Raw genomic sequence first — 26,042 nt, forward strand, 5'->3', positions numbered from 1 at the left:
CGCGGAGAAGACGCTATGACGGTGCAACGGGTGAAAACGACTCTTTCGGGAACGAGCGGCCAGCGCAACCGCGCGAGACGGCAGCGCTTCATGAAGTCGGGATCGGCAATTGCGACCTCTATCGCGATCGCGCTTGCCGGGATGTTGGCATCACCAGCCGCAGCGCAGACTGCCGGCGGCGTGCCATCCATGCCCAATCCGCGCAGCGTCATGATCGAGCGTCCAGTGGAAACGCCGGGTCCGATGCGTCCCGGCAGTCCGATCATGTCCGGTCCGCAGGTTCCCCGGATCAGTATTCAGAGCAATGCCGCGCCAGTCCGGCTGATCACCCCGGACGACATACGCATTTCAGGCAGGGCCACGCTTGACCCGCCTTTCGTGCCAGCGACTGCGCCAGCCGTGAGACCGGCGGTGCAAAGCCATACGCAGCCGGTCATGGTGGAAGATATCCGGATCACGACACCGGTAGTGCTTCCACCTGCAACGCCCGCCGTACCGCCCTCCGATGTCGGCTCGGCGGGAACGGGTGTGGCGGGGATAAATGTCTCCGCATATGCGCGTTTCAGCGATGCCGAAATCGGCTTCAGGCCTGGAAACGCAGCGGATATTGTCGACGTCAGGGCAGCAGAAGCCATCATCAACTGGACAACGTTCGGAAACGGTTCGCCCGGCGGTGAAGTCAGCTTCCTCGGCGAAGGGGCCAAGCTGGGCTTCACCAGTGAACTGTCGCAATACACGGTTCTCAACCGAGTGTTCACGCCCGGCTTCGACAGCGCAATCCGGATTGATGGCAGCGTCAGCAGCTCGGTCGCGGGTGGGGCAGCCGGAGGAAATATCTGGTTCTACAGCGCTGGCGGGATCATCGTAGGATCGACAGGCGCGTTTGATGTTGGCAGCCTTGTCCTGACCACCAGCCAGCTCGACACGATTTCCGGCAATGGCGGGGGCATGCGGTTCAGCGGTGTGAATACGCCTGGCAGCGCGATTGTGATCGAAGCGGGCGCTGATATCGCGGCCACCGGTTCGCTTGCTATCGTCGCCCCGCGGATCGAACAGCACGGCACCGTCGATGCAGGCGGTTCGGTTGCCTATGTCGCCGCTGAACAGGCGCAGTTGACCATCGATAATGGCCTGTTCGATATTGCCGTTCTGGTGGGCAGCGAAGATGCCAATGGCATCGTTCATACTGGTACGACCACGGGCCCGTCGGCAAATGTCAGCGGCGCGCCGCGCGGTATCACTATGGCCGGAATCTCGAAAAATTCGGCAATGACCATGCTGGTGGGCGGCAGCGTCGGCTATCAGGCGGCAAGCGCTGCCTCGGTTGATGCGAACGGGCGAATAGTGCTTTCCGCTGGGGATAGCGATTCCATCAACGTTATCGACGCCGACCTGTCGGGTAATGTGAGCGTCACGGCTGGTCAGTCGATCCGCTTTGGCGCGAGCTCAGGCCAGTCAGCTTCGGCAAACGGCGATGTTTCGCTGAAGGCAGGCGTTGAAGGGAAGTCTGGCGGCACGATTGATGTGTTTTCCAATGGCGATCTGAATGTCGGCGGCAATCTCTCGCTGGATACCAGCGTTTCCGGCAATGGCCCGGTTACGCGCGGCATGGTCGATATATCCGTTACCGGCGCGGGCTCTACTTTGGCAGTCGGCGGTGATCTGGCGGTTGATGCAAGTACATCGGGCGCGGTCGGTGCTGCGTCCGGCGAAGAAGTGCGGATTTCTGCATCCGGCACCGGGCTATCTGGCGGCTTGCTCGTCGGCGGCAACATCGCGATTGGCACCTCGGCTGCGGCGGGTTCGGAAACCGGTGTAACCAGGGCGGGCGGTGTGACGGTTTCCATACAGGACGCTGCACTCAGGTTCTCTACCATGGTGGTGGATAGCAAGGCTTCGGCCAACGGCTCTGCCTTGGGGCAGACCGGTGCGGGCCGCGATTATCAGGGCGGTAGCTTTACCCTGAACCAATCAGGGGATGCCGAAATTGCCGGTGATGCGCTGATCATTGATGCCAGTGCTGCGGGCGTCGATGGTAAAGGCGGCATGGGCGCGGGCGGCAAGCTCGAACTGAACATTGGCGGAGGGGACCTTACCCTATCCGCGATCGACCTGATCAATGCGGGTATCGGCGGAAACGGTTTGCGCCAACTGGATGAAAGTGCGGCACCCGCCGACTATCTTGGTTTCACCGATTCAGACGCGTTCTATTCTGCTTCAGGGCGCGGCGATCTGATCACACCAGTGGAAATCGCACATGCGACCGGCCTGCCTTCCGCAGGTGATGGCGGTGACGGTATCGGCGGCGATATGACCTTCAATCTGACCGCAGGGTCGGCGACCGTTCTGAACTTCACAGTCAATGCAAACGGCATCGGCAGCGAAGGCGCAGCGGGAACCAGCGGCAGTACGAATGGCGGCGCCGGTGGCAACGGGATCGGCGGCACGGCCACCTTCAATGCGATTGGAGGCACACTGAATGTCACCGATACGCTAACGGTGACCGCGACCGGCAATACGCTGGAAATTCGCGGCAATGGCGGCTCAGGCTCCGGCACAGATGGCGGCGCTGGCGGCCTTGGCATTGGCGGCACGGCGATCTTCAATCTGGATGGGGATGCGGTGGTCACTGCCGATATCATCACGGTCGATGCGACTGCGTATGGCGGCAATGGCGGATCGTCGGATGTCTTCTTCTTTACTCTGACTGCGGGCTTCGATCCGGCCAATGATGCAGGTTCGGGCGGGGATGCCATTGGCGGCACAGCTACATTCAACGACATCGCCGGAACGCTCAGTTTCAACAATCTGTTCGTCGCAGCAGAGGCTTTCGGCGGAAACGGCGGGAATGCGCAGACCGGCGACGGGGTGTCATCAATCGGTGGTGCCGGCGGCGATGCCGTTGCAGGAGATGCCTCGATCAATCTCAATCGAGCGCTCGATAATTTGCAAAATTACGTCGCGATTGCCCGGTCGCTTGGCGGCACAGGGGGCAATGGAGATATCGCGGGCGTTGGCGGCGATGCCTTTGGCGGGAATGCGTCGATCAATGTGAACGATGTTTCCGTCCGGGTGAATTCGTTCTTTATCGATACTCTCGCCGTTGGCGGGGCCGGCGGATCATCCATTCTGTTTCAGGGAACAGGTGCAGCCGGCGGCAGCGGTACGGCGGGCACATCGTCGATCAATATCAGCGGCGCTGCGGGTGATTTCAGCACCTTCGGCGTAAACACTATGAGCGCGAGCGGTTTCGGCGGCACGGGCGGTGTCGGCGGGCCCAACACCCTTGATTTCGGAACCGGCGGCATCGGCGGAGTTGGCGGTGATGGCATCGGCGGAACCGTATCCATCCAGGTGACTGACGGGGCTTCTGCCAATCTGGTTTTCGATGACGAGATCGCCGCAAATGCCAGGGCTGGCAATGGCGGGGCAGGCGGCGATGCGTCCTTTACAGTGGGCGGCGTCGGCGGTGATGCAGGCAACGCGACCGGCGGTCAGATATTGATCGATGTGCTGGGCGGCTCGACCCTCGATCTGTCATCAGCATCCGGCACGTTGGCGCTCGGTACTATTGCGAGTGGCGGCAGCGGCGGAGATGGCGGGCTTGCTGGTTCAGCGGGACGGGCATCGCCAGGTTTGAACGGGAACGCTACAGGCGGGCTGATACGGCTTAACACCGCGGGAACTGGCTCGGTATTCAATATCGGCGGCAGCCTGATCGCCGAAGCGCGGGCTTTGGCGAGTCTCGACAGCCGGGCAGATTCCGTGGCCGGATCGGCATTTGGCGGTGACGTGATTGTGCAAGTCGGCAGCGGTGCGAGCTTCGCTGGCACAAGCCTGGTGGCAGATGTGACTGGCCGCGGCGGCGCAGGCGAAAACTCCAATGGTGATGCGGAAGGCGGCCTTGTCACGGTTTCAGTGACGGGCGGATCACTCTCGCTGTCCGATCTGGTGATCGATGCCGGCGCAGATGGCGGTGCCTCTGTCGGGGACACTGGCGGTAACGGGAGCGACGGCGGCGCTGCAACGGGCGGTCTGGTGAACGTATCCGCTGACTCAGCTTCCACCTTCATCCTTGGAAATCTGGATATCTCAGCCAATGGCTTCGGCGGAAGCGGGGCAGACAACCCCTTTGGCGGTATCGGCGGACAGGGCGGGGCAGGGATCGGCGGCGCTGTTTCCATCAACCTTGCAAATGACCCATCGGTGGGTTCCGTTTTCATTGACGCTGAAGGGCAAGGCGGTGCGGGCGGCGCTGGCGGGTTCGGCGCGAATGGCGGCACTGGCGGAACGGGGCGCGGCGGGACAATTGATTTCTCTGCTGCCGGTAGCGGGGCGATGTTGTCGTCGCTGATCTCGCTAAACCTGAACGCCGCAGCATTTGGCGGCACCGGTGGCCGGGGCGGAAATGGCGATACGTCCTCTGTCGGCGGCACGGGTGGGACGGGCGGCCTCGCTTTCGGCGGTGCTGCGCGTTTCGCAGTGTCAGGCGCTGGCGCGAGCTTCGAATTTGATCCCTTCATTGTCCTGATCGGCGCCGATGCGACCGGCGGTGCTGGCGGATCGGGCGGCGACAATTTCCTCGGCTTCACAGCGGGTAATGGCGGAATTGGCGGCGGCGCGACCGGCGGTGAAGTCGCGATTATCGCCGGAAGCGGTAGCTCTGTTTCGTTGATCCAACCATCGACAGACCCGTTCGGCTTGCGGGCAAACGGCACGGGCGGTGCCGGGGGAACTGGCGGTAATCTAGATCTTACCAATGGCGGCACGCAAGGGTCGGGCGGAGACGGCGGAATCGGCACGGGCGGCTCGCCGGTGCTCAGGTCGGTTGGCGGGACGATCTCTGCAGGCGATGTCGAATTGACCGCACTGGGGATCGGCGGAAACGGTGGTTTCGGCGGCGATGATGGCAATGCGACGCTGGGCCCGCAGGGTCTTGGCGGGGGCGGTGTGGGAGGCACGCCGACGATCGAGACTTTCGACGGTAGCCCGGGCATCATCACGCTCGGTAATGTGCTGCTAGACGCGACTGCAATTGGCGGTGCGGGCCTGCTCATCGGAGCAACGGCAGGCGGACAGATTACGATCACCGATGGTTCGGCGGACCCGGCCGGCCTGATCACGATGGGTTCGCTGACCGCGATTGCAACAGGAACGGCGGCAGCGCCGGGCACGCCGTCGCTGACCATCGAAAGCAGTTCAGGACCTATAACGGTGCTGGGCGATGTAGACGCCGATGTCGCTGGTGACATTATCTTCAATTTCGACGGCGATGGACAAATGCTGGTCGGCGGTTCGACCACGCTCAGTGCCGGCGGGGATATCCTGCTCACCCATACGAACAATCCACTGACCGCAACATCAATAGACAGCGCTGGCGTTTTCATCGCTTCGGCTGGTGGCAACTTCGATTTCCAATCCGGATCGATCATCAACGGGTCGGGACTTGTTTCGATCACCGCACAGAGCATCACTTTCTCTGATGTTCTTGCCGGAACCAATATCATCCTGAACGCTACGAATGGCGATATCACCGGCCTCGCCGATATGGTTGCGACCGGTTTTATCGATCTGGATGCAACTCAGGCGATTTCGGTTCTTGATGCGGATGCCGCGACCGGATTTACCGCCGATGCGGGCGGCGATGTCGCATTTGGTACAGTCATCAATTCGGATGGCAATCTGACCGTTAATGCAGGCGGATCGATCAGCGGCGTTTCTGCGATCAACGACGCTCCGGTCGGCAGCGCATTCTTCGATCGAACGGTGCTTACCGCAGGCACGGATATCACGCTTAGCGGAACCGCGCAGTCGGTCGATGATGGCGTTTTCATCAATGCGGGCGGGAATATCAGCGTTGCAGTAATCGACGCAGCTGACAGCATTCAGGCTATCGCAGGCGGGACTCTGTCCGTCGGAACGGCGGCCAACACCAACGCCTTCGATGGTATCTTCCGTGGCACCTCGATCAACCTCGACAATGCTGACATCCAGCAGTTCCTGACCATCGATGCGACGGCAGGCGACATCACCGGTACCGGTGCCATCAGCGGCGGGGCGATCGTCAATATCGACGCAACCGGCGGCATTGCCTTCGGAAGCCTGACCGGCACCGGCTCGATTGATGTCAATGCGGGCGGCGATATCGTTGGCGGTGACGTAAGCGGCGGCGCGCTGACTACATTCGACACGCCGGGCAGCATTACATTGGGTGATGCGTCGGCCAGCGGATTTGGCTTGCAAGTGCGCGCAGGTACGAATGTCGATGTCGGCATTGTTTCGACGACTGGCGGGGTGGCCAGCCTGAACCTCCAGGCAGGCGGAACGGTTGATTTCGTTTCGGCCAATTCCGCGTCCCTGCTCGATATCACCGGCACCGCGATCAATGGAGGCGATGTCCTGGGCGATGATCAGGTCGACGTGATCGGCGACAGCGTAAATGTCGGCACTGTCCGCTCGCTGAGCGGTTTCGTTTTCGTGCGCGGTCTGGCGGGTGACGTGATCGTGGGCGATGTGACGTCCGACAGCTTCGGCGTCACCATCAGTGCGACAGGTTCTGCGACAACCGGTGCACTTATAGGCAGCGGCACGGGGGTCACCACCGGCGGCGATGCGAATATCGCCTCGGCATTCTCACGGTCCAGCCTTACCTGGAATATCGGTGGAGATCTGACAGCTGGCGACATAACCGCCTTGGCGACCAGCCCCGGCATGGGCGTGACCGTGGGCGGCGATGCGATTGTAGGCGATGTCAGTTCCAACGGGCTTCTGAACTGGGATGTCGGCGGAGCGCTGACGGGCGGTAATTTCTTCGGCAACAGCCTGACCACGCTGGATGCCGCCTCGGTCGATCTGGCTTCGGTCGATACGAACAACTCGGGCACGGTCACAACGACATCTGGCGATGCGTTGATTGGCAGTATCTCGTCACGCTTGAGCTTCAATGTCTTCTCCGCCGGATTGGCGGATATCGACCTGGTCCAGCCGACACTGGATTCGCTGATCCGGGGTACTTCGGTGATCGTTGGCGATGTTGCGACAGGGCGCAATCTGCGCCTCGATGCAACCGCAGGTTCGGCAACCATTTCCGGCACCGTTTCGACCGGTGGATTGCTGGATATCGATGCAACCGATTCCATTTTGATCAATTCAGCAACCCCGATCACGGCGGGCGGTATCATCGACCTCGATGCCGGGGTTGATATCAATTTCCAGTCGCTCACCTCGACCGGCACATTCAATGCCAATGCTGGGGGTGACATCACATTTAGCGCTGCCAATTCTTCCGCAGGAATGAATTTCGTCGCTGGGGGGAGTATTCTGGGCGGTGCCATTGATACCGGCGGTGCTGGTGACACGACATTTACCGCAGACGCTGCGGTCGTGCTGGATGATATCGTCACGCGCATTCTCACCATTTCGGCGGGTACGGACCTGACGGTTGGCAATGTGGATGCGATCGGCAGGGATATTCGCGGCATTGCGATCGACCTCGATGCAAATGGCACCGCGAGTTTCGGTGCGCTGACATCCGGCCGCGGCATCAATATCAACGCCGTGTCGATAGCTGGCGGTGATATCGTCTCAGACAATGGCGTGACAATTTCTGCGAGCGACATTGCGGTGGGCTCGGTCGCTGTGATCGAGAATGGCGGTATCCTGCTCGATGCGTTGATGGGCGATCTCGTCTCCGGCGATCTGACCAGCACAACCTTCGGCATTGTAGCCAGATCGACGGAGTCGGTGACAACCGGCAACCTTCTGGTCAACGGCACCGCAAACGCTTCCGACATAACTGTGTCCGCGGGGACGGATGCGAACATTGGCGATGCCACTGCCGGTAACGGCCTCAGCATTACCGCTGGCGGCAATCTTGTGGCTGGCAATCTGTTTTCGAACCTTGTCAGCCCGGGCACGCCGATCAGCGTCGGCGGGGATGCCGCAATTGCTTCCTTCGATGCCTCTGCCGGCTCCGGGGCGATTTCTGTCGGCGGCGCGCTCACCGGCGGCTCCTTCAGTGCCAATGGCGTTCTGACGATCAATGCAGGCTCGGTCGATATCGCTTCGGCGGTATCGGATACTCAGTCCGTTACCATTGATGCTGCATCGGGTGATGCTCTGGTCGGAAATACAGATTCTGCCTTCAGCACTGCAGTTACTGCGGCAGGGCTGGCGCAGGTCGGCAATGCCGTAACGGGCACTGGCTTTACGATCCGCGGGGCGAGTGCGTCTCTCGACTCCGGGTCAATCACCGGCGATCTGGTATGGGAAGCAACCGCAGGCAATATCGATGGCAGCGGGGCGATTTCGGTTGGCGGCGCGATAGATCTGGATGCAACCGGGAACATCGGTTTCGGCTCGCTCAATGCACAAGGTGGAGCGTTCACTGTCGATGCTGGCGGCGACATCGCATTCGGCGGCGCAAGCAGCAACGCCTCCATCATTTTCAACGCAGGCGGAGCCGTGAGTGGCGGTGATTTGACGGCGACCAATGCGGTAACCGTGGGCGCCAATTCGATTGCGCTCGGCGATGTTGCCGCTGGGAATATCGCGCTTACCAGTGCGACGGACCTGCTGTTTAATCTTCTTTCATCGCCCAATGCGATTTCGCTCAGCGCATCGAACGGCCTGATCGGTGCGAACACCGGTGCCGGGGACATTGAAAGCGGCGGCGATGTGACGCTGCTTAGCCAGTCGATTGATGTCGGCGATGTAACTTCTGGCGGGGCGGTGGATGCAACTGCAACAGCCGGTGATGCTGGTTTCGGTGTCGTCGACGCGGCGACATCAATTACCATCGCCGCTGCAGGGACCCCCATGGTTGGCGGTATCATCACAGGCGGAAATGCGAGCATAACGGGCGATTCTGTTACGCTTGGCGCTAGTGATATCGGCGGCAGCCTGCTGCTCGACGCTCAGGCCGGTGATATTCTGTTGCAGCTGGACGGTGCGGAGCAAATACGGGTCGGCGGTGCCACGACGCTCAATGCCGCTCAGGATATTACGGTCGTCCACACCAACAACGCGGCTGGAACAATTTCGCTGGATAGCGGCTTTGGCCTCATTGGCAGCGCGCAAGGCAATATCGACGCGCAGCAGGGTTCGATCCTGTCGGCGATCGAGATCATCCTGCTTTCAGGCGGTTCTTTGACTGCGGACGATTTACGCGCAGCGGCGGCGATTTCCATCCAGTCGGGCGGCAGCGTGTTGCTAAACAATGCACTCGCCACCGGCCCGCAGGGGATTTCAAACCTTCGCGGCATTTCGATCGACGCTGGCCTGAACCCATTCGGCAGTTCGGCATACGATAATCTTGCCAATGTCAGGATTACTGGCGCCGTCGACTCCTATGCCAGTGTTTCGATCCGGTCAGGGGGCAGCACGATCTTCGAGGCCGGATCGTCTACGGCCGCGAACGACCGCATTTTCGTACAGACCGGAGATGACATAATCGTCGGGACAGGTGCCGCGCTTACGAGTGCGCGCAGCCCCCTTAATGCGCCCGACCCAGCCGATCCATTCAACGGGGTGGGGGCGATTGATCTGGATGCAGGTGGTCTGACCAATCTTCTCAGCATTCCGGCAACACCGTTGGCGTCGATCGTGATCGACGGCACTCTGAACGCAAACGGTGCGGCGATCATTGCGACCGGGAATGCGATTGACGGGCTCGACGGCGATTTCATCGCCAGTTCGATTGCGCTGGATATCAACGACGCGCCAGCGGACGGGGTGACGCAAAGTGATGATGCCGGGCTGCTTTCAGCCAACTGCCTTCAGGGCAATATCTGCATCGGAAACATCGAAGCCGACAACGTCATAGAGATCGGCCAGCAGAGCAATAACGACGTAATCCAGTTGATTATCGAGCAAGGCAGCGTCGATGCCAACGACATCCTGATCACGACCCGGAACGACATCGTTATGGGCACGAACGGCATTGCAACCCAGCTGAGCGCCGCCAACCTGTTCAGTGCGACCAGCATTTCCGGCAATGTGAATTTGTTCGATGCCGATATTTCCAGCACGCAGATCATCATTGACGCAGCCGGTAGCCTGCTGGGCAATGCCGCGCTCACCAGTTCCGGCGATATCGGAATTACCGTAGGCCTGGACGTTAACGCTGCCTCGCTTGTCGCTGGCGGCGAGATTACCTCTGCTGCCGATGTCGGCGAGGTGCTGGAAGGCTTCTTCGCTGTCCCGGGCAGTATCCGCGTGGGCACGATTTCGGTCGGCAGTGGAAATCTCGACTTTTCTGCAGGCGGCGACATTGTAGTGGGAACAGTTACCGTTCCGGGCTCGGATATCCTGTTTGCAGCTGGCGGCCTGGCGCAATTGGACGCCGCCAATTCCGCGATCAATATCTCGCTTGATGGCGGCTCGGTCATATTCGGTGATGTCAGCGCTGCTGGAAATATCAGTGCGGTTTCGGCCTCATCTATCGACTTTGGCGCTCTTGTCGCTGGCGGGGCGATCGATCTGGCCGCTGACGGGGCAATCGCCGGAACAGGCATCGATGCCGTGGGCGATGTTACGATGATAGGATCGTCAGCCTTGATTGCCGAGATACTCAGCGGCGGAACGATTTCCATCGGTGCCTCTGCCGGGGATATTGATGTCGCCAATATGATTGCCGACGGCTCTATCTTCCTGGATGCGGACGGAAACATCTTCGCTGACCATGCGGAAGCCGGCGTAGATTTCATCGCGACTGGCGGCGGGGACATTACCACCGGCCTCAATTCGATAATCACCGGCGGCGATATCATCATCAATGTCGACAATATCGTCGATCTGGGCAATTCGAGCGCCGGCGGCCTGATCGATGTGGCTGGCAGTCAGATCGACTACGTATCTCTGACAGCTGGCGGCACGATCGACCTGCTCGCCCGGATTACAGGTAATACCGTGCGCGGTGATGGCAATATCACCGGGGTCACGACCAGTGCAGGCGGCGGGGCAAGCAGCATGACTGCCGAAACCGGCTCGATTGCCTTGACCGGATCGGCGATTATCGGCGGCAGCCTGTCGCTTGATGCAGCTGGCTCGATCAGCCTCACGTCTGGCGACATTCAGGGTGGGGCGCTTTCTGCCGCTGCCGGTCAGAGCATCGCGTTCGATCAGGTGTCGGTCGCAGGAAACGCCGATTTCCTTGCAGGCACTTCGATCGATTTCACATCCATCGACGCTGGCGGCGACGTCAGCATGATTGCCAGTTCCGGCGGCGTGACGGGGAGCAGTATTTCAGCAGCCGGGTCGGTCACAATTTCAGCCGATCAGGCGATCGTCCTCAACACGCTTTCCGCCGCATCAGCTGCGTTGCAGTCGGTGAACGGGGCAATCTCTGTCGATACCGACATAATCCTCGATGATTTGCTGGTTGCCCAAGGTAGCGAGGTATTCCTTCGATCCGCCCATGATCTGGCAGTGCAGGCTGACGCCAATAGTGGCACTGTCGACATTGAAACCACGGGCGATCTTGATGTTCGCGGTTCGACCGCACCCGGAAACATCTCTCTGGTCAGCACGGGCGGTTCGGTCACGGTGTCGCAGCAGGTCAATTCAAGCGGCGGTGACATTGTCATCTCGGCAGTACCGGATGTGACTGTGCTGGCGGACGTTATTGCTGCCGGTAGCCTGCAAATCGATGCAAGCGGGCTGGTCGACATTCAGGCAGTTGCCAGCGGAATTCTGGTCGATATCATTTCTGCCGATATCGCTGTCGGCAGCGACGCAGCGATTGGCCAGAGTGACCGCACGACAGGCATTACTTTCACCGCCAATGCGGATGAAGCCGTTCTGGGCGGAGCAGGCGGTGTGACCGGCGTGTACGAACTGGACAATGATGAATTCAGCCGCGTGTTCAGCGGCGGGATCGTCACCCTCAACGCGGTCGGTTCCAGCACGGGCGGTTCGTTCGTGACCATCGATGATCTTGATGTTGTCGCAGGCGTCGGCAGCGATCTGAGCGGCTCCAATATCGGCCAAGATGGCGGCCTTGTGGTTATCGCCGGTGATATCGCAGTGGAAGGCTCCCTCTCGATTAAAGATGCGACGTCTGCAACCTTCGTGGAACTCGATGCCCTCAACCTGATTACGGTGGATTACGAGGCCGGTAATATCGGCATCACCGATACGGACGGATTGTTCGGCGGCACAGTCTCGCTGATCGCCACATCGGTCGAAGCCATCAGCGATAGCGCGCGTTCGGATATCTCCGGCCTCTCATTGCCGGAAGTCGACGAACGGCTTGGCCAGAATGACGGTTTGGTGCGGCCCGATGGGTTCTTCCAGGCAGGCACAATTCTGTTCGAAGTGGGCGAAAGCTTGCTGATCCAGAACACCGGTGCCGGAACTGCGTTTGATGACAGGCGTGGTTTCGTTGCGGACAGCGTTATCGTGGTGGGGAACAGTAGCACCGATCCGGTCGATATCGTGATCAATGGGATCGTCGCAGACGAAACGGGTGTCGAAGCCCTGGCGTTGATTGATTTGACCGATGTCGACCCCGCTGCGCAATCCACGATCAACGGCTGCCTGATCGCCGATCCTTCGACCTGCGTAAACATCATCGTCGATCCCGAATTTGATGATCCGAACGACAGCCCGATCCGCGAACTGATCGAAGACCAGATCGAACCCGACAGCCCAGCGGGCGACACCATCGTGTCGATGGTAGTGGAATTCAGGACGGATCCCGAACGTTCGCCTGATCCGCTGCTGGATGAGCCGGTAACCGGTGCGGGCAACGAGGATTTCTGGTTCATCGAGGCGGAAAAGTGCGAGCAAGGCGATGCGGAGCAGTGCCCGGCTGAATAGAATGGCGGGACAAGTGGTGGCTTGACCCGGTCGGCCCGCCGTGTGCATGGCACCGGCCATGAAAGACGCCCCGCTGAAACTGTTCAACAGCCTGACCCGCAGCCTCGAAACATTCGAACCCGTCCATCCGGGCGAGGCGCGTGTCTACAGCTGCGGACCCACGGTCTACAATTACCAGCACATCGGCAATATGCGTGCCTATGTGTTCGCCGATACGCTGGGCCGGACGCTCCAATGGAAAGGGTACAAGCTCACCCACGTCATCAACATTACCGACGTCGGCCATCTAACCTCGGACGCAGACGAGGGCGAGGACAAGATGGAACGGATGGCGGCTCGGGAAGGCAAATCAGCGTGGGATATCGCAGCATTCTATCAGGAAGATTTCGAGCGAGACCTTGCGCGCCTGAATGTTCAGCCAAAGCAGCACCCGCGCGCGACAGAGTTCGTCGACGCGATGATTGCCTGGGGCAAAAATATCGCAGACAAACACTGTTACGAACTCGATAGCGGGCTGTATTTCGACGTCTCTACGGTTGACGATTACGGGCGGTTGGCACGCGCGGTGACCGAAGACGGCGAAGGCCGCATCGACACGGTCGAAGGCAAGCGCAACGCCGCTGACTTCGCTATCTGGCGCAAGACCCCGGAAGGGGAAACGCGGCAGATGGAATGGGACAGCCCATGGGGCCGCGGCGCGCCCGGCTGGCATCTCGAATGTTCCGTCATGGGCGAGAACCTGCTCGGCTTTCCGTTCGACATCCACACCGGCGGGATCGATCACCGTGAAATCCACCACCCAAATGAGATCGCGCAGAACCAGGCCTATTGCTGCACCAATGGACTCGATAACGCCGAAAACAGCGGCGCACGCATCTGGATGCACAACAACTTCCTGGTCGAACGATCAGGAAAGATGTCGAAGTCTTCGGGCGAATTCCTGCGTCTGCAATTGCTGATCGACAAGGGGTATCACCCGCTCGCCTACCGCATGATGTGCCTGCAGGCGCATTACCGCAGCGAACTGGAATTTTCATGGGAAGGGCTGGGCGCTGCACTCACCCGTCTGAAGCGGATGCTGATTGCCGCAGAGCGGCTGTCCGATACGCAGCCGGGCGATCCATCCCACCCGAAATTTACCGCCATCCTCGAAAAATTCGATGCTGCCATCTCCGATGATCTGAACACCCCGATTGCCCTGACCGCGCTGGAAGAGGCGTTGTCAGTCAAGAAAGTCGATGCCGGGGTGAAGCGTGCGGCGATCGAACGGATGGATGCCGTTCTGGGGCTGAAACTGTTCAGCCTCGCGCGCACCGACCTGCGGCTCAGGCCAGCAGACGCATCTGTCACAGAAGCCGAAATCGAAGCGGCAATCGAGCGGCGCAAGACCGCTCGGGCGGACAAGGATTTCGCCACATCCGACGCCATCCGCGATGAAATGGCGGCCAAGGGCGTGGACCTGATGGACGGCGATCCGATTGGCTGGGAATGGAAGCTGGGTTGAAGCCGTTCGGTCAAACTAGCGCGTACGCGCGCGTCTGATCCAGCAATTGACCGAAAAACGCGCGTTTGAAAAGGCGTCACCCGGAACAGATACCGGCAGAACTGCATGGGGCGTGAAAGACGGGAACACCACCAATCGGTCATGAAGCGGGATGGTCAATTGCGGCGCGGCATCGCCCCTGATCGGTGCGATTGCCAATTCGCCGCCGGAAAATCCCGACGGTTGCCGGTAAAAATAATAGACCGCACTGAGCAGGCGGTCGGTATCCGAAAACTTGCGTGTTTCGTCGGTGAAGGTGTCGATATGCCGGGTAAAGAAACACCCGTCGCGGTGCGCGGCCATGTCACATTCGATGGTCGGGTCCGCTATTGGCATCAGCCCGGCCAGGCTGAAACATTTCTCCAGATTGTCCGATATGGCGGCGCGAAATTCGCGGCCAATCTCGCCTAGGTCGCCGGGATAGTGCCAGCTGCGCCGCACTGATCGGTCACTGGAGCTTTCCTCGCTGGATGTAGTTACCCGGGTCGGCGCAAAACTGTTTTCTTGCAGCAGGGCAAATTCGAGAAATCGAGCTGACATTTCTGGGCCGAGAAACCCGTCGATTGTGCCGAATTTCGTGAACAGAGAGCTTTCCGTACTCACGCTGGATCTCGCTTCTTACTTGACGCGGACGCCCTGCCGCTGCTCCGGTGTGCTGCAAGCATTGGAGGCTTCCCCAGTATGACTATTGCCGTTCTCAGCAGCCTGATCCGCCCCATGGTAGAGCCGCACCTTCCAGACAGTGTGGAAGCCCACTTTTACACGTCGGTCGCGGAAATGCACGAGCTGGCACCGAAGGCGGAAATCGGCTGGTTCGATCTGGAAGACCAGAAGCCCATGATCGAAGCCGTCAAGCTGGCGAAAAATTTGAAATGGCTCAATTCAATTTACGCCGGGCTCGATTTTCTGCCGCTCGACCTGCTGCACGAACGCGGAACGAAGATCACCAACGGCATCGGCATCAATGCGATCGCGATTGCCGAATATGTCGTGATGGGGATGCTGAACATCGCCAAGGATTATCGCACCATCGTTCGTGCGCAGGATCGTCACGAATGGCTGATGGACGCGCCGGGCAAGATCGAGCTGGCCGGGACACGCGCGCTGCTGCTGGGCTTTGGCGGCATTGGCAAGCAAGTGAAGCCGAGGCTCGAAGGGTTCGGTGTGGAGGTTGTGCCGGTGCGCCGGTCGGGCGGCGGTGGTGCGCTCGGGCCCGATGAATGGCGCGACAAGCTGGGCGAATTCGACTGGGTGATCCTGGCTGTTCCCGCAACCAGGGAAACCGAGGGCATGATCGGTGCGGAAGAATTTGCGGCGATGAAGGAAACCGCAGTCCTGGTAAACGTCGCCCGGGGCACAGTGGTGGACCAGCCGGCGCTCATCAACGCGCTGCAGAAGAAATCAATCGCATCGGCAATGCTCGACGTAACCACGCCGGAACCGCTGCCGTCGGACCATCCGCTATGGGGACTTGAGAATGCCCATATCACGATGCACCTTTCCGGACGCGCGCAGAATTCCATGTTCCGGCGATCTGCCGAACGCTTTGTCCAGAATCTCCAAGCCTACGTTGCAGGCGGTGAGATACATCCCGTGTTCGATCCGGTTCTCGGTTACTGACACAGTGGGCAAGGCAGTGACAGGCTGCCGCGGGTTGGATAGTAATGCTTAAGTCAGGCTGCTCCGGCACGGATCGGGGATGCCAATGGTCGCGCAATTCATCACACGGTGCCCACCCGGGCATCGTCAGGGGGGACGACCATGACCGACACGAAGAAAGCTTCTGATCTTTTCATCGAATGCCTGGAGGAAGAGGGCGTTGAATACATCTTCGGCGTGCCGGGGGAAGAAAACCTCGATTTTCTGGAATCGCTTTCATATTCAAAGACCATCCAGCTGGTCCTGACGCGGCACGAACAGGGTGCTGGCTTCATGGCGGCGACATATGGCCGGCACACAGGGAAAACCGGTGTCTGCCTGGCGACACTTGGACCGGGTGCGACCAACTTCGTGACCGCTGCGGCTTATGCCCAGCTTGGCGGAATGCCGATGCTGATGATTACGGGTCAGAAACCGATCAAGAAGTCCAAGCAGGGCCGTTTCCAGATTCTCGATGTGGTCGACATGATGGGACCGATAACGAAATACGCGCATCAACTGGCCGCTGGGGACAACATTCCCAGCCGCGTGCGCGAGGCATTCCGCCTTTCCGAAGAGGAAAAGCCCGGTGCGACCCATCTGGAATTCCCGGAAGACATCGCGGAAGAACACACATCCGCGCAGCCGCTGAAATCCTCTGTCGCACGGCGTCCGTCGGCCGAGCACAAGGCGGTGCGCCTCGCGGTGGAAGCACTGGAAAAAGCTAAGGCCCCCATTCTGATCATCGGTGCCGGTGCGAACCGCAAGATGACCGGCCGGATGCTGCGCCAATTGATCGAAAAAACGGGCATCCCGTTTGTCTCAACCCAAATGGGCAAGGGCGTGGTCGACGAACGGCATCCGCTGTTCCTCGGCTGTGCAGCACTTTCGGCAGGGGATTTCTGCCACCGCGCAATCGAGGATGCCGATTGTATCGTCAATGTCGGGCACGATGTGATCGAGAAACCGCCATTCTTCATGCAGCAAGGCGGAGCCACGGTGATCCATGTTTCGATGAACACCGCAGAAGTCGATCCGGTGTATTTTCCCCAGATCGAGGTGATTGGGGACATCGCGAACGCGATCTGGCAGATCAAGGAAGATATCGTACCGCAGGGCAAATGGGATTTTGCCAAAATGCTTGATTACCGCAAGGCGGAAGAAGCGCACACGGCACCGCTGGCGGATGATACACGCTTCCCGATATTCCCGCCTCATCTGGTGCAGGAAATCCGCGAGGCGATGCCGGAAGACGGCATCATCTGCCTCGACAACGGGGTCTACAAAATCTGGTTTGCGCGCAACTATACCGCGTATCTTCCCAACACGGTGCTGCTCGATAATGCCCTCGCGACGATGGGTGCAGGCCTGCCATCAGCCATGATGAGCGCGATGCTGTATCCCGACCGCAAAGTCATGGCGATATGCGGCGACGGCGGGTTCATGATGAACAGTCAGGAGATGGAGACCGCGGTCAGGCTTGGCCTCAACATGACCGTTCTGATCCTGCGCGATGATGCATACGGTATGATCCGTTGGAAACAGGCGAATATGGGTTTCAAGGATTTTGGGCTGACTTACGGCAACCCGGACTTTGTCCAGTATGCGGAAAGTTATGGCGCAAAAGGGCACCGGGTCGAAAGCTCGGAGCACCTGAAGGAACTGCTTGCCCATTGCCGCGACACGCCCGGCGTCCATCTGATCGACTGCCCTGTCGATTATACGGAAAACGACCAGATCCTGAATCACGACATCAAGGAACTTTCCGCAAAGCTCTAGGATTGTCGCGTTAAAGGAGGCCGAAAATGGTCAAGCTCAAGGATACATACCCGCTCTACCTCAACAACAAGGCAGCGCAGCCTAACACCGACCTAGAGGTGACGGATAAGTTCACCAACGAGGTGGCGTTCCGTACTGCACTCGCCACGCCGGATGTGATTGATGAAGCGATTGCAGGTGCTGTCCGTGCGGCAGAGCCGATGGCAAAAATGGCCAGCTACGAACGGCAGGATGTGCTGCAGCACTGCGTGAAGCGGTTCCGGGAGCGGTATGACGAGTTGGCCTATTCGCTGTGCGTCGAAGCGGGCAAGCCGATCAACGATGCCGAGGGAGAAGTCGACCGTTTGATCGACACCTTCAAAATCGCGGCGGAAGAATCCGTCCGCAATTTCGGAGAGGTGCAGCCGCTCGACATCTCTGCGCGCGCCAAAGGGTATATGGGCATGTGGAAACGCGTGCCGATCGGTCCGTGCAGCTTCATCTCGCCGTTCAATTTCCCGCTCAATCTGGCGGCCCACAAGATCGCACCGGCGATCGCTATTGGCTGCCCGTTTGTGATGAAACCGGCCAGCAAGACACCGCTAGGCGCGATCATCATGGGCGAGGTTCTGGCAGAAACCGATTTGCCGGAAGGGGCGTTCTCGATCCTGCCCGCCAGCCGCGACGGGGCTGATCTGTTCACGACCGACGACCGGCTCAAGCTGCTCAGCTTTACCGGTTCGCCCGGAGTTGGCTGGGACCTGAAGGCGAAGGCCGGCAAGAAACCCGTGATCCTGGAACTGGGCGGCAATGCCGCCGTTGTGGTCGACAAGGATGCGGACCTGGATCACGCGCTGGAGCGGATCATTTTCGGCGCATTCTACCAGTCCGGACAAAGCTGTATCGGCGTGCAGCGCATCATCATTCACGAAGATGTTTATGACGAATTTCGTGACATGCTGATCGGGAAGACGAAAAGCCTCGTTTCCGGCGATCCGAAAAACCGTGACACATTTATCGGGCCGATGATCTCCGAAGGTGAGGCCAAGCGGCTCAAGGGCTGGATCGACGACGCGGTAGAAGCCGGCGCGACGCTGCTGTGCGGCGGCGAACGCGACGGCAACATGCTGCAGGCTACCTTGCTGGAGAATGTCGATACATCTTGCGACGCATACCGCGAAGAGGCGTTCGGCCCGATGGCGCTGCTGAGCAAGTTCTCCGACTTCGGCAAAGCGTTGAAAGAGGTCAACGATTCCAAATTCGGTTTGCAGGCCGGCGTCTTCACGCGCGACATACACAAGGTGCTCGATGCGTGGGACGAACTCGATGTTGGCGGCGTGGTTGTAAACGACGTGTCATCTTACCGCGTCGACAACATGCCCTATGGCGGGGTCAAGGATTCCGGACTGGGCCGTGAGGGCATCCGCTTCGCGATGGAAGACATGTCCGAAATCCGCAACCTCGTCATTCGCCGCGAGAGCGCGGGCTAGCCGTCCAGCAGCAACAGCAGTTCGCATTCAACCAGCATCCGCGGTTCAGGCAACTGGCTGTGTTCAACACTGGTGATTGCCGCGTCAGCGACCAGCTGGCCGTAAAGGGTGAACTCGTGATCGGGCAGGGCGGCGACGAAGTTTTCGCCCGCTTCGACTGCGGCATCGCCTGCAAAGACCAGCTGCACGGCGTGCCGGGTGCCGGAAAACGTGATGCTGGCCCATCCGCGTTCCTGATGGTGGGTAACCTCGCCATACCCTTCGGCAAGGACCAGCAACGCAGTGCGCAGCCGTTCACCGGGACCGCGCCGTGCCCGGCGTGGTGACAATTCGACCCGCTTTTCTGCAAACATGGTTTCAGCCGACATGAGCATGCTCCTGGTCATAGCTGCGGATGAATTCCTGAACCCGGCGTTCCGTGTCGCTGCGGGGGATGCGACCATTGCGAAGGTCAAGCACGAAGCGGGGATCATGGGTTGCCAGGCGACCGAATTTGGTTGCGGGCATCCCGGTTTGACGAAGGAATTTCTCGATATTGCGGATTAGCATGCGGGTCCTCTGCGATTGGATTGCACGGGTGAATCGCGGGTGCTGAAAGGCAGCGATTCGGCTGAATGCCCGAGTCGTCGCCGCCGAAATCCTACTTGTCTAGGAAAAATACATCGTGTAGGTAGGAAAAAATCGGCAATGAGGACAAACTATGTCGGACGCACGGGATCGCTTACTGGAACTATCGCAAAGCAGAGGCAGCTCTCTGGCTCGGCTGTCAGAGATGATTGGCCGAAATCCAACATACCTTCAGCAGTTTATCCGAAAAGGTAGCCCGCGAAAACTGGAGGAGGAGGATCGGCGAGAATTGGCCGAGTTTTTCGGAGTGGCCGAATCGGAACTGGGAGGGCCGGAGGAAAAATCCTATAATCCGACTCGCCCATTGCCTCTCCAGAGCGATTGGGTCGATGTGCCGCGTCTTCCGCTGAGTGCGTCTGCCGGGCCGGGCCGCGCGGCGGGAGCAGAGATCCCGTTCGACAATTTCAGGTTCTCTCGCAAATGGCTGCGCGAACAGGGTCTGGACGGATCGTATCTCTCCGCAATCGCGGTCGAAGGCGATTCGATGGAGCCGCTGCTCCGCGCCGGGGATGAAGTCCTGGTCGACCGGTCGCCCAAGCCGTTCCGCGACGGTATCCATGTCGTCCGGTTGGACGACAGCCTGTTGGTGAAGCGTGTTGCCTCGCAAGGCGGGGGGCGGTTATCGCTGTTGAGCCAGAACCTGTCCTATCCGCCAATCGAAGTGCGGGCGGAAGATGTCGAGATTATCGGCCGGGTGGTGTGGAAGAGCGGGAGGCTTTGACATGGGGGTACGCTACGATGCGATCGGCCTGGATTACGCCAAGCTGCGTCAGCCCGATCCCCGCATTGCTGCGGCGATCCACTTGGCATTGGGCGGCGTGCAGACGATCTTAAACGTTGGTGCGGGTGCGGGCTCTTATGAGCCGGAGGACAAGGACGTCACAGCGGTCGAGCCTTCATCAGAGATGATCAGTCAACGTGCAGCATCAGCCGCGCCGGCCGTGCAGGCGAGCGCCGAAAGTCTGCCCTTTGCCGATGACAGTTTCGATGCATCGATGGCGATTCTGACCATCCATCACTGGTCCGATCAGCAAGCGGGGCTGGCGGAAATGCGCAGGGTTACGCGGGGGAACATCGTGCTGCTGACCTTTGACCCTGCATTTCGCGGCTTCTGGCTGACCGATTATTTTCCCGACCTGATCACTCTGGATGAAGGGCAGATGCCCGCAATGAATGACTATGAGCGGTGGCTCGGGCCCGTCGAAATCTCTCCTGTGATGATCCCGCATGACTGCACTGACGGTTTTTTGAGCGCGTATTGGCGGCGCCCTGCAGCGTATCTGGATGACCGTGTCCGGCGTGCCATGTCGTCATTCTGGGCGCTTGGCGATGTCAGCGAACAATTGGCGGCGCTGCGTGCCGATCTCGAATCGGGCGTGTGGGAAGGGCGCTACGGTTCGCTGCTGGCGAAGGACGAAATCGACTGCGGTTACCGTCTGGTAGTGGCGAGACCCTGATCTACCGCCGTTGACCTAGCCGTGCATGGGGCACGGCGCTGGGGCTGGCGCGGTGGGGGACTCATACTGGAGCCTGCGGTGGGACTTGCATCATACCTCTGCAGCCGCCACATCACCACCATGACTGAAGCATCCGCAATCCCCCCGATGAAAGCCGCCATTATGCCGGTGACACCGCTGCAGCAGAATTGCTCGCTGATCTGGTGCACCAAGACAATGAAGGGCGCTTTGGTCGACCCGGGCGGTGATCTGGAGAAACTGAAAGCGGGCGTTGCGAAAGCCGGGGTGGAACTGGAGAAAATCCTGATCACGCACGGCCATATCGATCATTGCGGCGAAAGCGGTGTGTTGGCGAAGGAGCTCGGCCTGCCGATCGAAGGCCCGCATGAAGCTGACCGGTTCTGGATTTCACGGCTTGGCGAAGATGGCGCGAAATACGGCATTCGCGGGGAAGTTTTTGAACCGGATCGCTGGCTGGACGATGGCGACACGGTAACCGTGGGCGATCTGACGCTCGAGGTCATTCACTGCCCCGGCCATACGCCCGGCCACGTGGTTTTCTTTCACCGGCCGAGCAAGTTCGCGGTGGTTGGCGATGTGCTGTTTCAGGGATCAATCGGCCGCACCGATTTCCCGATGGGCAACCATCAGGACCTGATCGATGCGATCACGCAAAAACTGTGGCCGCTGGGCGAAGACGTGACGTTCATCCCCGGCCACGGCCCGGTCAGCACCTTCGGTCACGAACGCAAGACAAACCAGTTCGTCAGCGATTACGCCCTGAGCTAAGCAGGTTTAAATTACCCTCGCAGCAATCAGCACCGCAGCTACCGACAGGCCGAGAAGGGTGAGCATCGTGATCGCAACGCCGATCATGCGCGGTTTGCCGACTTCTTCATTGTCCATACCGACCGTGTGCGCCACGCGTCCAAGAACATAGAATGCGGCAACATAGCCGAGCCACTGCGCGCCTTTGCCCGATAATTCGATTCCGGCGATCAGAAACAAAATGAACGGCGCGCTTTCAACGAAATTGAGCTGTGCGCGCATCCTGCGGACCAGATGCGGATTGTCGCCGTCACCATGCGCGATGTGCGCCTTTGCGCGAATTTGCCCGGTGCGGACCATCATCCACAGGGTCAGAATGCCAGCGGCGGCGGCTGTGCAAAGTGTTACTGGTAACAGCATTGGTGGTCCCTCTCTCATGCCCCGAAATGCAAAAACATCGGTGCAGCGGTGCTAGTGAGAATGTGCAATCGTTGCAATGCGCGGGTTGCATGCGCGCCAATATGGGTTATAGGGCGCGTCTTCCCGTCATGGCCGGGCCTGATTCCACGCACTTGTGCGCGGATGTGGCTTCGCCTAGAGCGGCTTTAACAAACTGCAGTTTATCAAGGAACAGGTGCCGCTATGGCTGTCCCTAAGAGAAAAGTATCGCCGCATCGTCGTGGCATCCGTCGTTCGCACGATTCGCTCAAGCCGGAAGCATTCCATGAATGCTCCAACTGTGGCGAGCTCAAGCGTCCGCACAATCTGTGCAACGCTTGCGGCCACTACAACGGACGCGAAATCGTCGCTGTCGGTCTTTAAGACCGTTTTTCGGAGATTGCGCTCATGAGTCTGCCGCGTATCGCTGTTGATGCGATGGGCGGCGACGAAGGCGTGCGCGTGATGATCGACGGCGCTGCCGAGGCGCGCCGCCGACATGACCAGTTCCAGTTCCTGTTGGTAGGTGACGAGGCGCGAATCAAAACCGCTCTCGATCAACATCCCAACATGCGTGGGGCATCCGAAATTCTGCATTGCGATGATGTGGTGGGCGGTGATGAAATCCCCACCCAGGCGCTTCGCCGTGCCAAGACCACATCGATGGGTCTTGCGGTGAATGCCGTCAAGCAAGGTGATGCCGGCGCTGCAGTCAGCGCGGGTAACACCGGTGCATTGATGGCGATGAGCAAGCTTGCCTTGCGCACGATGCCTGGGATCGATCGTCCGGCTCTTGCTGCGGTCATGCCCACTCTCGAAGATGATGATGTGATCATGCTCGACCTCGGTGCGAATACCGAGGCTGACGCACGCAACCTTGTTCAGTTCGCGATCATGGGCGCTGCGTATTCGCGGATTATCCTGGGCCGCCAGCCGCGTGTACGCTTGCTCAATATCGGCACGGAAGAGATCAAGGGTTTCGACCGTCTGCGCGACGCGGCCAGTGAGTTGCAAGCAGCGGCACCGGGGCTGGATTTCAGATTTGATGGCTATGTCGAATCGGACAAGATCAATCGCGGCGAAGTCGACGTGGTGGTTACCGATGGATTCTCCGGTAATATCGCATTGAAAGCGATCGAAGGAACGGCACGGTTCGTTACTGACCTGCTGCGCAACGCCTTCACCAGTTCGCTGCGGTCCAAGATCGGCTTTCTCGTTTCGCGTCCCGCGACCGAATTGCTGAAACACCACCTTGATCCGAACAACCATAATGGCGCGGTATTCCTGGGGCTGAACGGCGTTGTCGTGAAAAGCCATGGCAGTGCAAATGCCGCAGGTGTCGCGAACGCGGTCACTGTCGCCGCGAAACTGCTGGAAGACAATTTGACCCACCGTATCACCAGCGATCTGGCTGAGCTGCAGGCACGCCGCGCAGATGAAAGCGCCGGTGAAAGCGCCGCCGCAAAGTGATCCGTTCAGTCATCATCGGAAGCGGTTCGGCCCTGCCGGGACGTGCTGTCACCAATGCCGAATTGGCAGAGCGAGTGGACACGAGCGACGAATGGATCGTCGAACGAACCGGTATCCGCCAGCGTTACATCGCGGGTGAGGGAGAGACCACTTCTACTCTCGCGACAAAGGCTGCGGAAAAGGCAATGGAAGCTGCCGGTGTCGCGGCGAAGGACATCGATCTGATCGTGTTGGCCACTGCCACGCCCGACCAGACTTTTCCCGCCACCGCCACACAGGTTCAACATAATCTGGGCTGCAATGGCGGGATCGCTTTCGATGTCGCGGCTGTGTGTTCAGGTTTTCTCTATGCCATGGCAACTGCCGACTCGATGCTTCGTACAGGCATGGGCAAGCGTGCTCTGGTCATCGGCGCTGAAACATTCAGCCGTATTCTCGACTGGGAAGACCGGACCACTTGCGTATTGTTTGGCGACGGTGCCGGTGCGCTCGTTCTAGAGGTGCAGGACGTGGACGATGGCGGCCCTGGCATCATCGATACAAAACTGCATGCCGATGGCGCCCATAACCAGCTGCTTTATGTTGATGGCGGGCCGTCAAGCACCGGAACGGTCGGTAAATTGCGCATGAAGGGCCGCGAAGTGTTCCGCCATGCAGTGGTCAATTTGGCCGATGTTCTCAAGGAAGCACTCGCATCGAGCGGCTTCACGCCGGGCGATATCGACTGGGTGGTGCCGCATCAGGCAAACGCGCGGATACTCGATGCGACTGCTCGCAAACTCGGGCTTCCGGCGGAAAAAGTGATCGTCACTGTTGACCAGCACGCCAACACCTCAGCCGCATCCGTACCGCTCGCGTTCGACGTCGGCATCCGCGATGGCCGGATCAAAAAAGGCGACCTCGTGATGTTCGAGGCGATGGGCGGCGGCTTTACTTGGGGTGCCTCTCTCGTCCGCATGTGAATGAAAATGCATTTTCTGGCTAAGATAATTTGCCTGAATGCGATTTTCTGGTTACATATTAAGCCATAAGATAAAAATTTCCGGGTCGCGTCCGGTAAGGGAGTGAGCGAATGTCTCGATCAGTGAGCACACTGACAAGGGCCGATCTCGCCGAAACGATCAATCGCAAGATGGGATTTTCTCGGGCGGAATCGCTCGATCTGGTGGAATCAATTCTCGCACATATGTGCGAAGCCATGTCAGATGGTGAAAATGTGAAGATTTCCGGTTTCGGAAGCTTTATTCTGCGCGACAAGAAGGAACGTGTTGGCCGAAACCCGAAAACGGGTGTCGAGGTGCCGATTACTCCGCGCCGCGTCATGACCTTCCGCGCAAGCCAGCTGCTTAAAGAACGAATAGCCAAGGGATAAAAAATGAGCGCGCAATTCGAGGATGGAAAAGACGAAGGCGCGCTTCGTACCATTGGTGAAGTCAGCAAGGCGCTGGGGATAAAGACTCACGTCCTGCGTTATTGGGAACAACAGTTTCCCATGCTGGAACCGCTCAAACGAAGCGGCGGCCGGCGATATTATCGCAGCGAAGACGTCGAGTTGATCGAAACGATCGACCGGCTGGTCAATCATGAAGGTTACACTCTGAAGGGCGCCAAAAAAGCCATCAGGGATGCCTCGAACAGCCAAGCGAAAACTACGGACGGCACAGAAGCGGTAGATGATTCTGGCGCAGACATTCCCGGCACCGCCGACACAACCGGTGTCGATTCGCGCGCAAACGATGGCGGAACTGCGGAAACGGAGAGCAGTATAGTGACTTCGACGCCCCCTTTCATGTCCAGCGCTGACAGCCCCATCGCGGTGGACGGCGGCGTAGGGGATTTCTTCGGTAAGCCGGCGGAGAGCGAAGCGGAGCAAGACACCGCGTCGCCGCAAGAATCGAATGAGCCCCCGGCGGGAACGCCGTCGCTGACCAAGACCGAGCCCCAAACGCATGCCGACGCCATACCGCGCGCGGAAATTCTCGCGAAATTGAAGGTGTTGAGGGCAAATCTGGCCGACGCACTCGCGGCCTGATC

The 26,042-nt window shown here is 59.4% G+C and carries 16 protein-coding genes and 1 pseudogene; 14 read left to right on the forward strand and 3 right to left on the reverse strand.

The window, feature by feature from the left end; genetic code table 11:
* The first annotated feature begins 90 nt into the window (after nt 1-90).
* The gene (locus PO778_RS01880) at nt 91-12,819 is read left to right on the forward strand and encodes a hypothetical protein (RefSeq protein ID WP_271438417.1); all 12,729 of its coding nucleotides are present in this window, start codon (nt 91-93) and stop codon (nt 12,817-12,819) included.
* A gap of 58 nt (nt 12,820-12,877) precedes the next feature.
* Entirely contained in the window at nt 12,878-14,323 is a 1,446-nt protein-coding gene (gene cysS / locus PO778_RS01885; protein ID WP_271438418.1) for a cysteine--tRNA ligase, read from the forward strand.
* Between the two features lie 15 nt (nt 14,324-14,338).
* Here the strand turns inward: cysS and PO778_RS01890 are convergent, their stop codons facing one another.
* Entirely contained in the window at nt 14,339-14,965 is a 627-nt protein-coding gene (locus tag PO778_RS01890; RefSeq protein WP_271438419.1) for a 2OG-Fe(II) oxygenase, read from the reverse strand.
* 78 nt (nt 14,966-15,043) lie between these two features.
* Here PO778_RS01890 and PO778_RS01895 point away from each other — a divergent pair, with 78 nt between their 5' ends.
* From PO778_RS01895 to PO778_RS01905, 3 genes are all read left to right on the forward strand, one after another.
* Nucleotides 15,044-15,982, forward strand: a complete 939-nt coding sequence (locus tag PO778_RS01895) for a D-2-hydroxyacid dehydrogenase (RefSeq protein ID WP_271438420.1) — start codon at nt 15,044-15,046, stop codon at nt 15,980-15,982.
* A 141-nt stretch (nt 15,983-16,123) separates the two neighbouring features.
* Nucleotides 16,124-17,779, forward strand: a complete 1,656-nt coding sequence (locus tag PO778_RS01900; protein ID WP_160729424.1) for an acetolactate synthase large subunit — start codon at nt 16,124-16,126, stop codon at nt 17,777-17,779.
* A 26-nt stretch (nt 17,780-17,805) separates the two neighbouring features.
* The gene (locus PO778_RS01905; RefSeq protein ID WP_271438421.1) at nt 17,806-19,248 is read left to right on the forward strand and encodes an aldehyde dehydrogenase family protein; all 1,443 of its coding nucleotides are present in this window, start codon (nt 17,806-17,808) and stop codon (nt 19,246-19,248) included.
* Here PO778_RS01905 and PO778_RS01910 read toward each other — a convergent pair.
* Complete coding sequence (locus PO778_RS01910) at nt 19,245-19,616, reverse strand: hypothetical protein (RefSeq protein ID WP_271438422.1); 372 nt, start codon at nt 19,614-19,616, stop codon at nt 19,245-19,247. The two genes, PO778_RS01905 and PO778_RS01910, sit on opposite strands and share 4 nt — an antisense overlap.
* Here PO778_RS01910 and PO778_RS13675 point away from each other — a divergent pair.
* The 4 genes from PO778_RS13675 to PO778_RS01930 all read left to right on the forward strand — a co-directional run bounded on the left by PO778_RS13675 (nt 19,615) and on the right by PO778_RS01930 (nt 22,121).
* Complete coding sequence (locus PO778_RS13675) at nt 19,615-19,794, forward strand: hypothetical protein (RefSeq protein WP_438944371.1); 180 nt, start codon at nt 19,615-19,617, stop codon at nt 19,792-19,794. The two genes, PO778_RS01910 and PO778_RS13675, sit on opposite strands and share 2 nt — an antisense overlap.
* A gap of 310 nt (nt 19,795-20,104) precedes the next feature.
* Nucleotides 20,105-20,596, forward strand: coding sequence for a S24 family peptidase (locus PO778_RS01920; RefSeq protein ID WP_333908172.1), 492 nt, complete (start codon nt 20,105-20,107; stop codon nt 20,594-20,596).
* Between the two features lies 1 nt (nt 20,597).
* A complete protein-coding gene (locus PO778_RS01925; RefSeq protein ID WP_271438424.1) occupies nt 20,598-21,332 on the forward strand; it encodes a class I SAM-dependent methyltransferase in 735 nt (244 codons plus the stop codon).
* A 147-nt stretch (nt 21,333-21,479) separates the two neighbouring features.
* A complete protein-coding gene (locus PO778_RS01930) occupies nt 21,480-22,121 on the forward strand; it encodes an MBL fold metallo-hydrolase (protein WP_160730587.1) in 642 nt (213 codons plus the stop codon).
* Between the two features lie 6 nt (nt 22,122-22,127).
* Here PO778_RS01930 and PO778_RS01935 read toward each other — a convergent pair whose 3' ends face one another.
* Nucleotides 22,128-22,520, reverse strand: a complete 393-nt coding sequence (locus PO778_RS01935; RefSeq protein ID WP_160729430.1) for an MAPEG family protein — start codon at nt 22,518-22,520, stop codon at nt 22,128-22,130.
* A gap of 222 nt (nt 22,521-22,742) precedes the next feature.
* Between PO778_RS01935 and rpmF the strand changes: the two genes are divergently transcribed.
* The 5 genes and pseudogenes from rpmF to PO778_RS01960 all read left to right on the forward strand — a co-directional run.
* Complete coding sequence (rpmF, locus tag PO778_RS01940; protein WP_160729431.1) at nt 22,743-22,922, forward strand: 50S ribosomal protein L32; 180 nt, start codon at nt 22,743-22,745, stop codon at nt 22,920-22,922.
* Nucleotides 22,923-22,946: 24 nt separating this feature from the next.
* Entirely contained in the window at nt 22,947-24,008 is a 1,062-nt protein-coding gene (gene plsX / locus PO778_RS01945) for a phosphate acyltransferase PlsX (RefSeq protein WP_160729432.1), read from the forward strand.
* On the forward strand, nt 24,005-24,970 hold the full coding sequence (locus tag PO778_RS01950; protein WP_160729433.1) for a beta-ketoacyl-ACP synthase III: 966 nt from the start codon (nt 24,005-24,007) through the stop codon (nt 24,968-24,970). The genes plsX and PO778_RS01950 overlap by 4 nt, the downstream gene beginning before the upstream one ends.
* 110 nt (nt 24,971-25,080) lie before the next feature.
* A complete protein-coding gene (locus PO778_RS01955) occupies nt 25,081-25,380 on the forward strand; it encodes an integration host factor subunit alpha (protein ID WP_160729434.1) in 300 nt (99 codons plus the stop codon).
* A 3-nt stretch (nt 25,381-25,383) separates the two neighbouring features.
* Nucleotides 25,384-25,636 (forward strand): annotated as a pseudogene (locus tag PO778_RS01960) (MerR family transcriptional regulator); the annotation flags it as partial.
* Between the last annotated feature and the right edge of the window lie 406 nt (nt 25,637-26,042).

Origin of the sequence: Pontixanthobacter luteolus, assembly GCF_947494915.1 — a bacterium.
Classification (GTDB): Bacteria; Pseudomonadota; Alphaproteobacteria; order Sphingomonadales; family Sphingomonadaceae; genus Pontixanthobacter; species Pontixanthobacter luteolus.

Coding starts and splice junctions, on each gene's coding strand:
- PO778_RS01900 (WP_160729424.1), top strand. CDS start 16,124: ATGACCGACACGAAGAAAGCTTCTGATCTTTTCATCGAATGCCTGGAG.
- PO778_RS01955 (WP_160729434.1), top strand. CDS start 25,081: ATGTCTCGATCAGTGAGCACACTGACAAGGGCCGATCTCGCCGAAACG.
- cysS (WP_271438418.1), top strand. CDS start 12,878: ATGAAAGACGCCCCGCTGAAACTGTTCAACAGCCTGACCCGCAGCCTC.
- PO778_RS01880 (WP_271438417.1), top strand. CDS start 91: ATGAAGTCGGGATCGGCAATTGCGACCTCTATCGCGATCGCGCTTGCC.
- PO778_RS01935 (WP_160729430.1), bottom strand. CDS start 22,520: ATGCTGTTACCAGTAACACTTTGCACAGCCGCCGCCGCTGGCATTCTG.
- PO778_RS01930 (WP_160730587.1), top strand. CDS start 21,480: ATGAAAGCCGCCATTATGCCGGTGACACCGCTGCAGCAGAATTGCTCG.
- PO778_RS13675 (WP_438944371.1), top strand. CDS start 19,615: ATGAGCATGCTCCTGGTCATAGCTGCGGATGAATTCCTGAACCCGGCG.
- PO778_RS01905 (WP_271438421.1), top strand. CDS start 17,806: ATGGTCAAGCTCAAGGATACATACCCGCTCTACCTCAACAACAAGGCA.
- rpmF (WP_160729431.1), top strand. CDS start 22,743: ATGGCTGTCCCTAAGAGAAAAGTATCGCCGCATCGTCGTGGCATCCGT.
- PO778_RS01925 (WP_271438424.1), top strand. CDS start 20,598: ATGGGGGTACGCTACGATGCGATCGGCCTGGATTACGCCAAGCTGCGT.
- PO778_RS01895 (WP_271438420.1), top strand. CDS start 15,044: ATGACTATTGCCGTTCTCAGCAGCCTGATCCGCCCCATGGTAGAGCCG.
- plsX (WP_160729432.1), top strand. CDS start 22,947: ATGAGTCTGCCGCGTATCGCTGTTGATGCGATGGGCGGCGACGAAGGC.
- PO778_RS01910 (WP_271438422.1), bottom strand. CDS start 19,616: ATGTCGGCTGAAACCATGTTTGCAGAAAAGCGGGTCGAATTGTCACCA.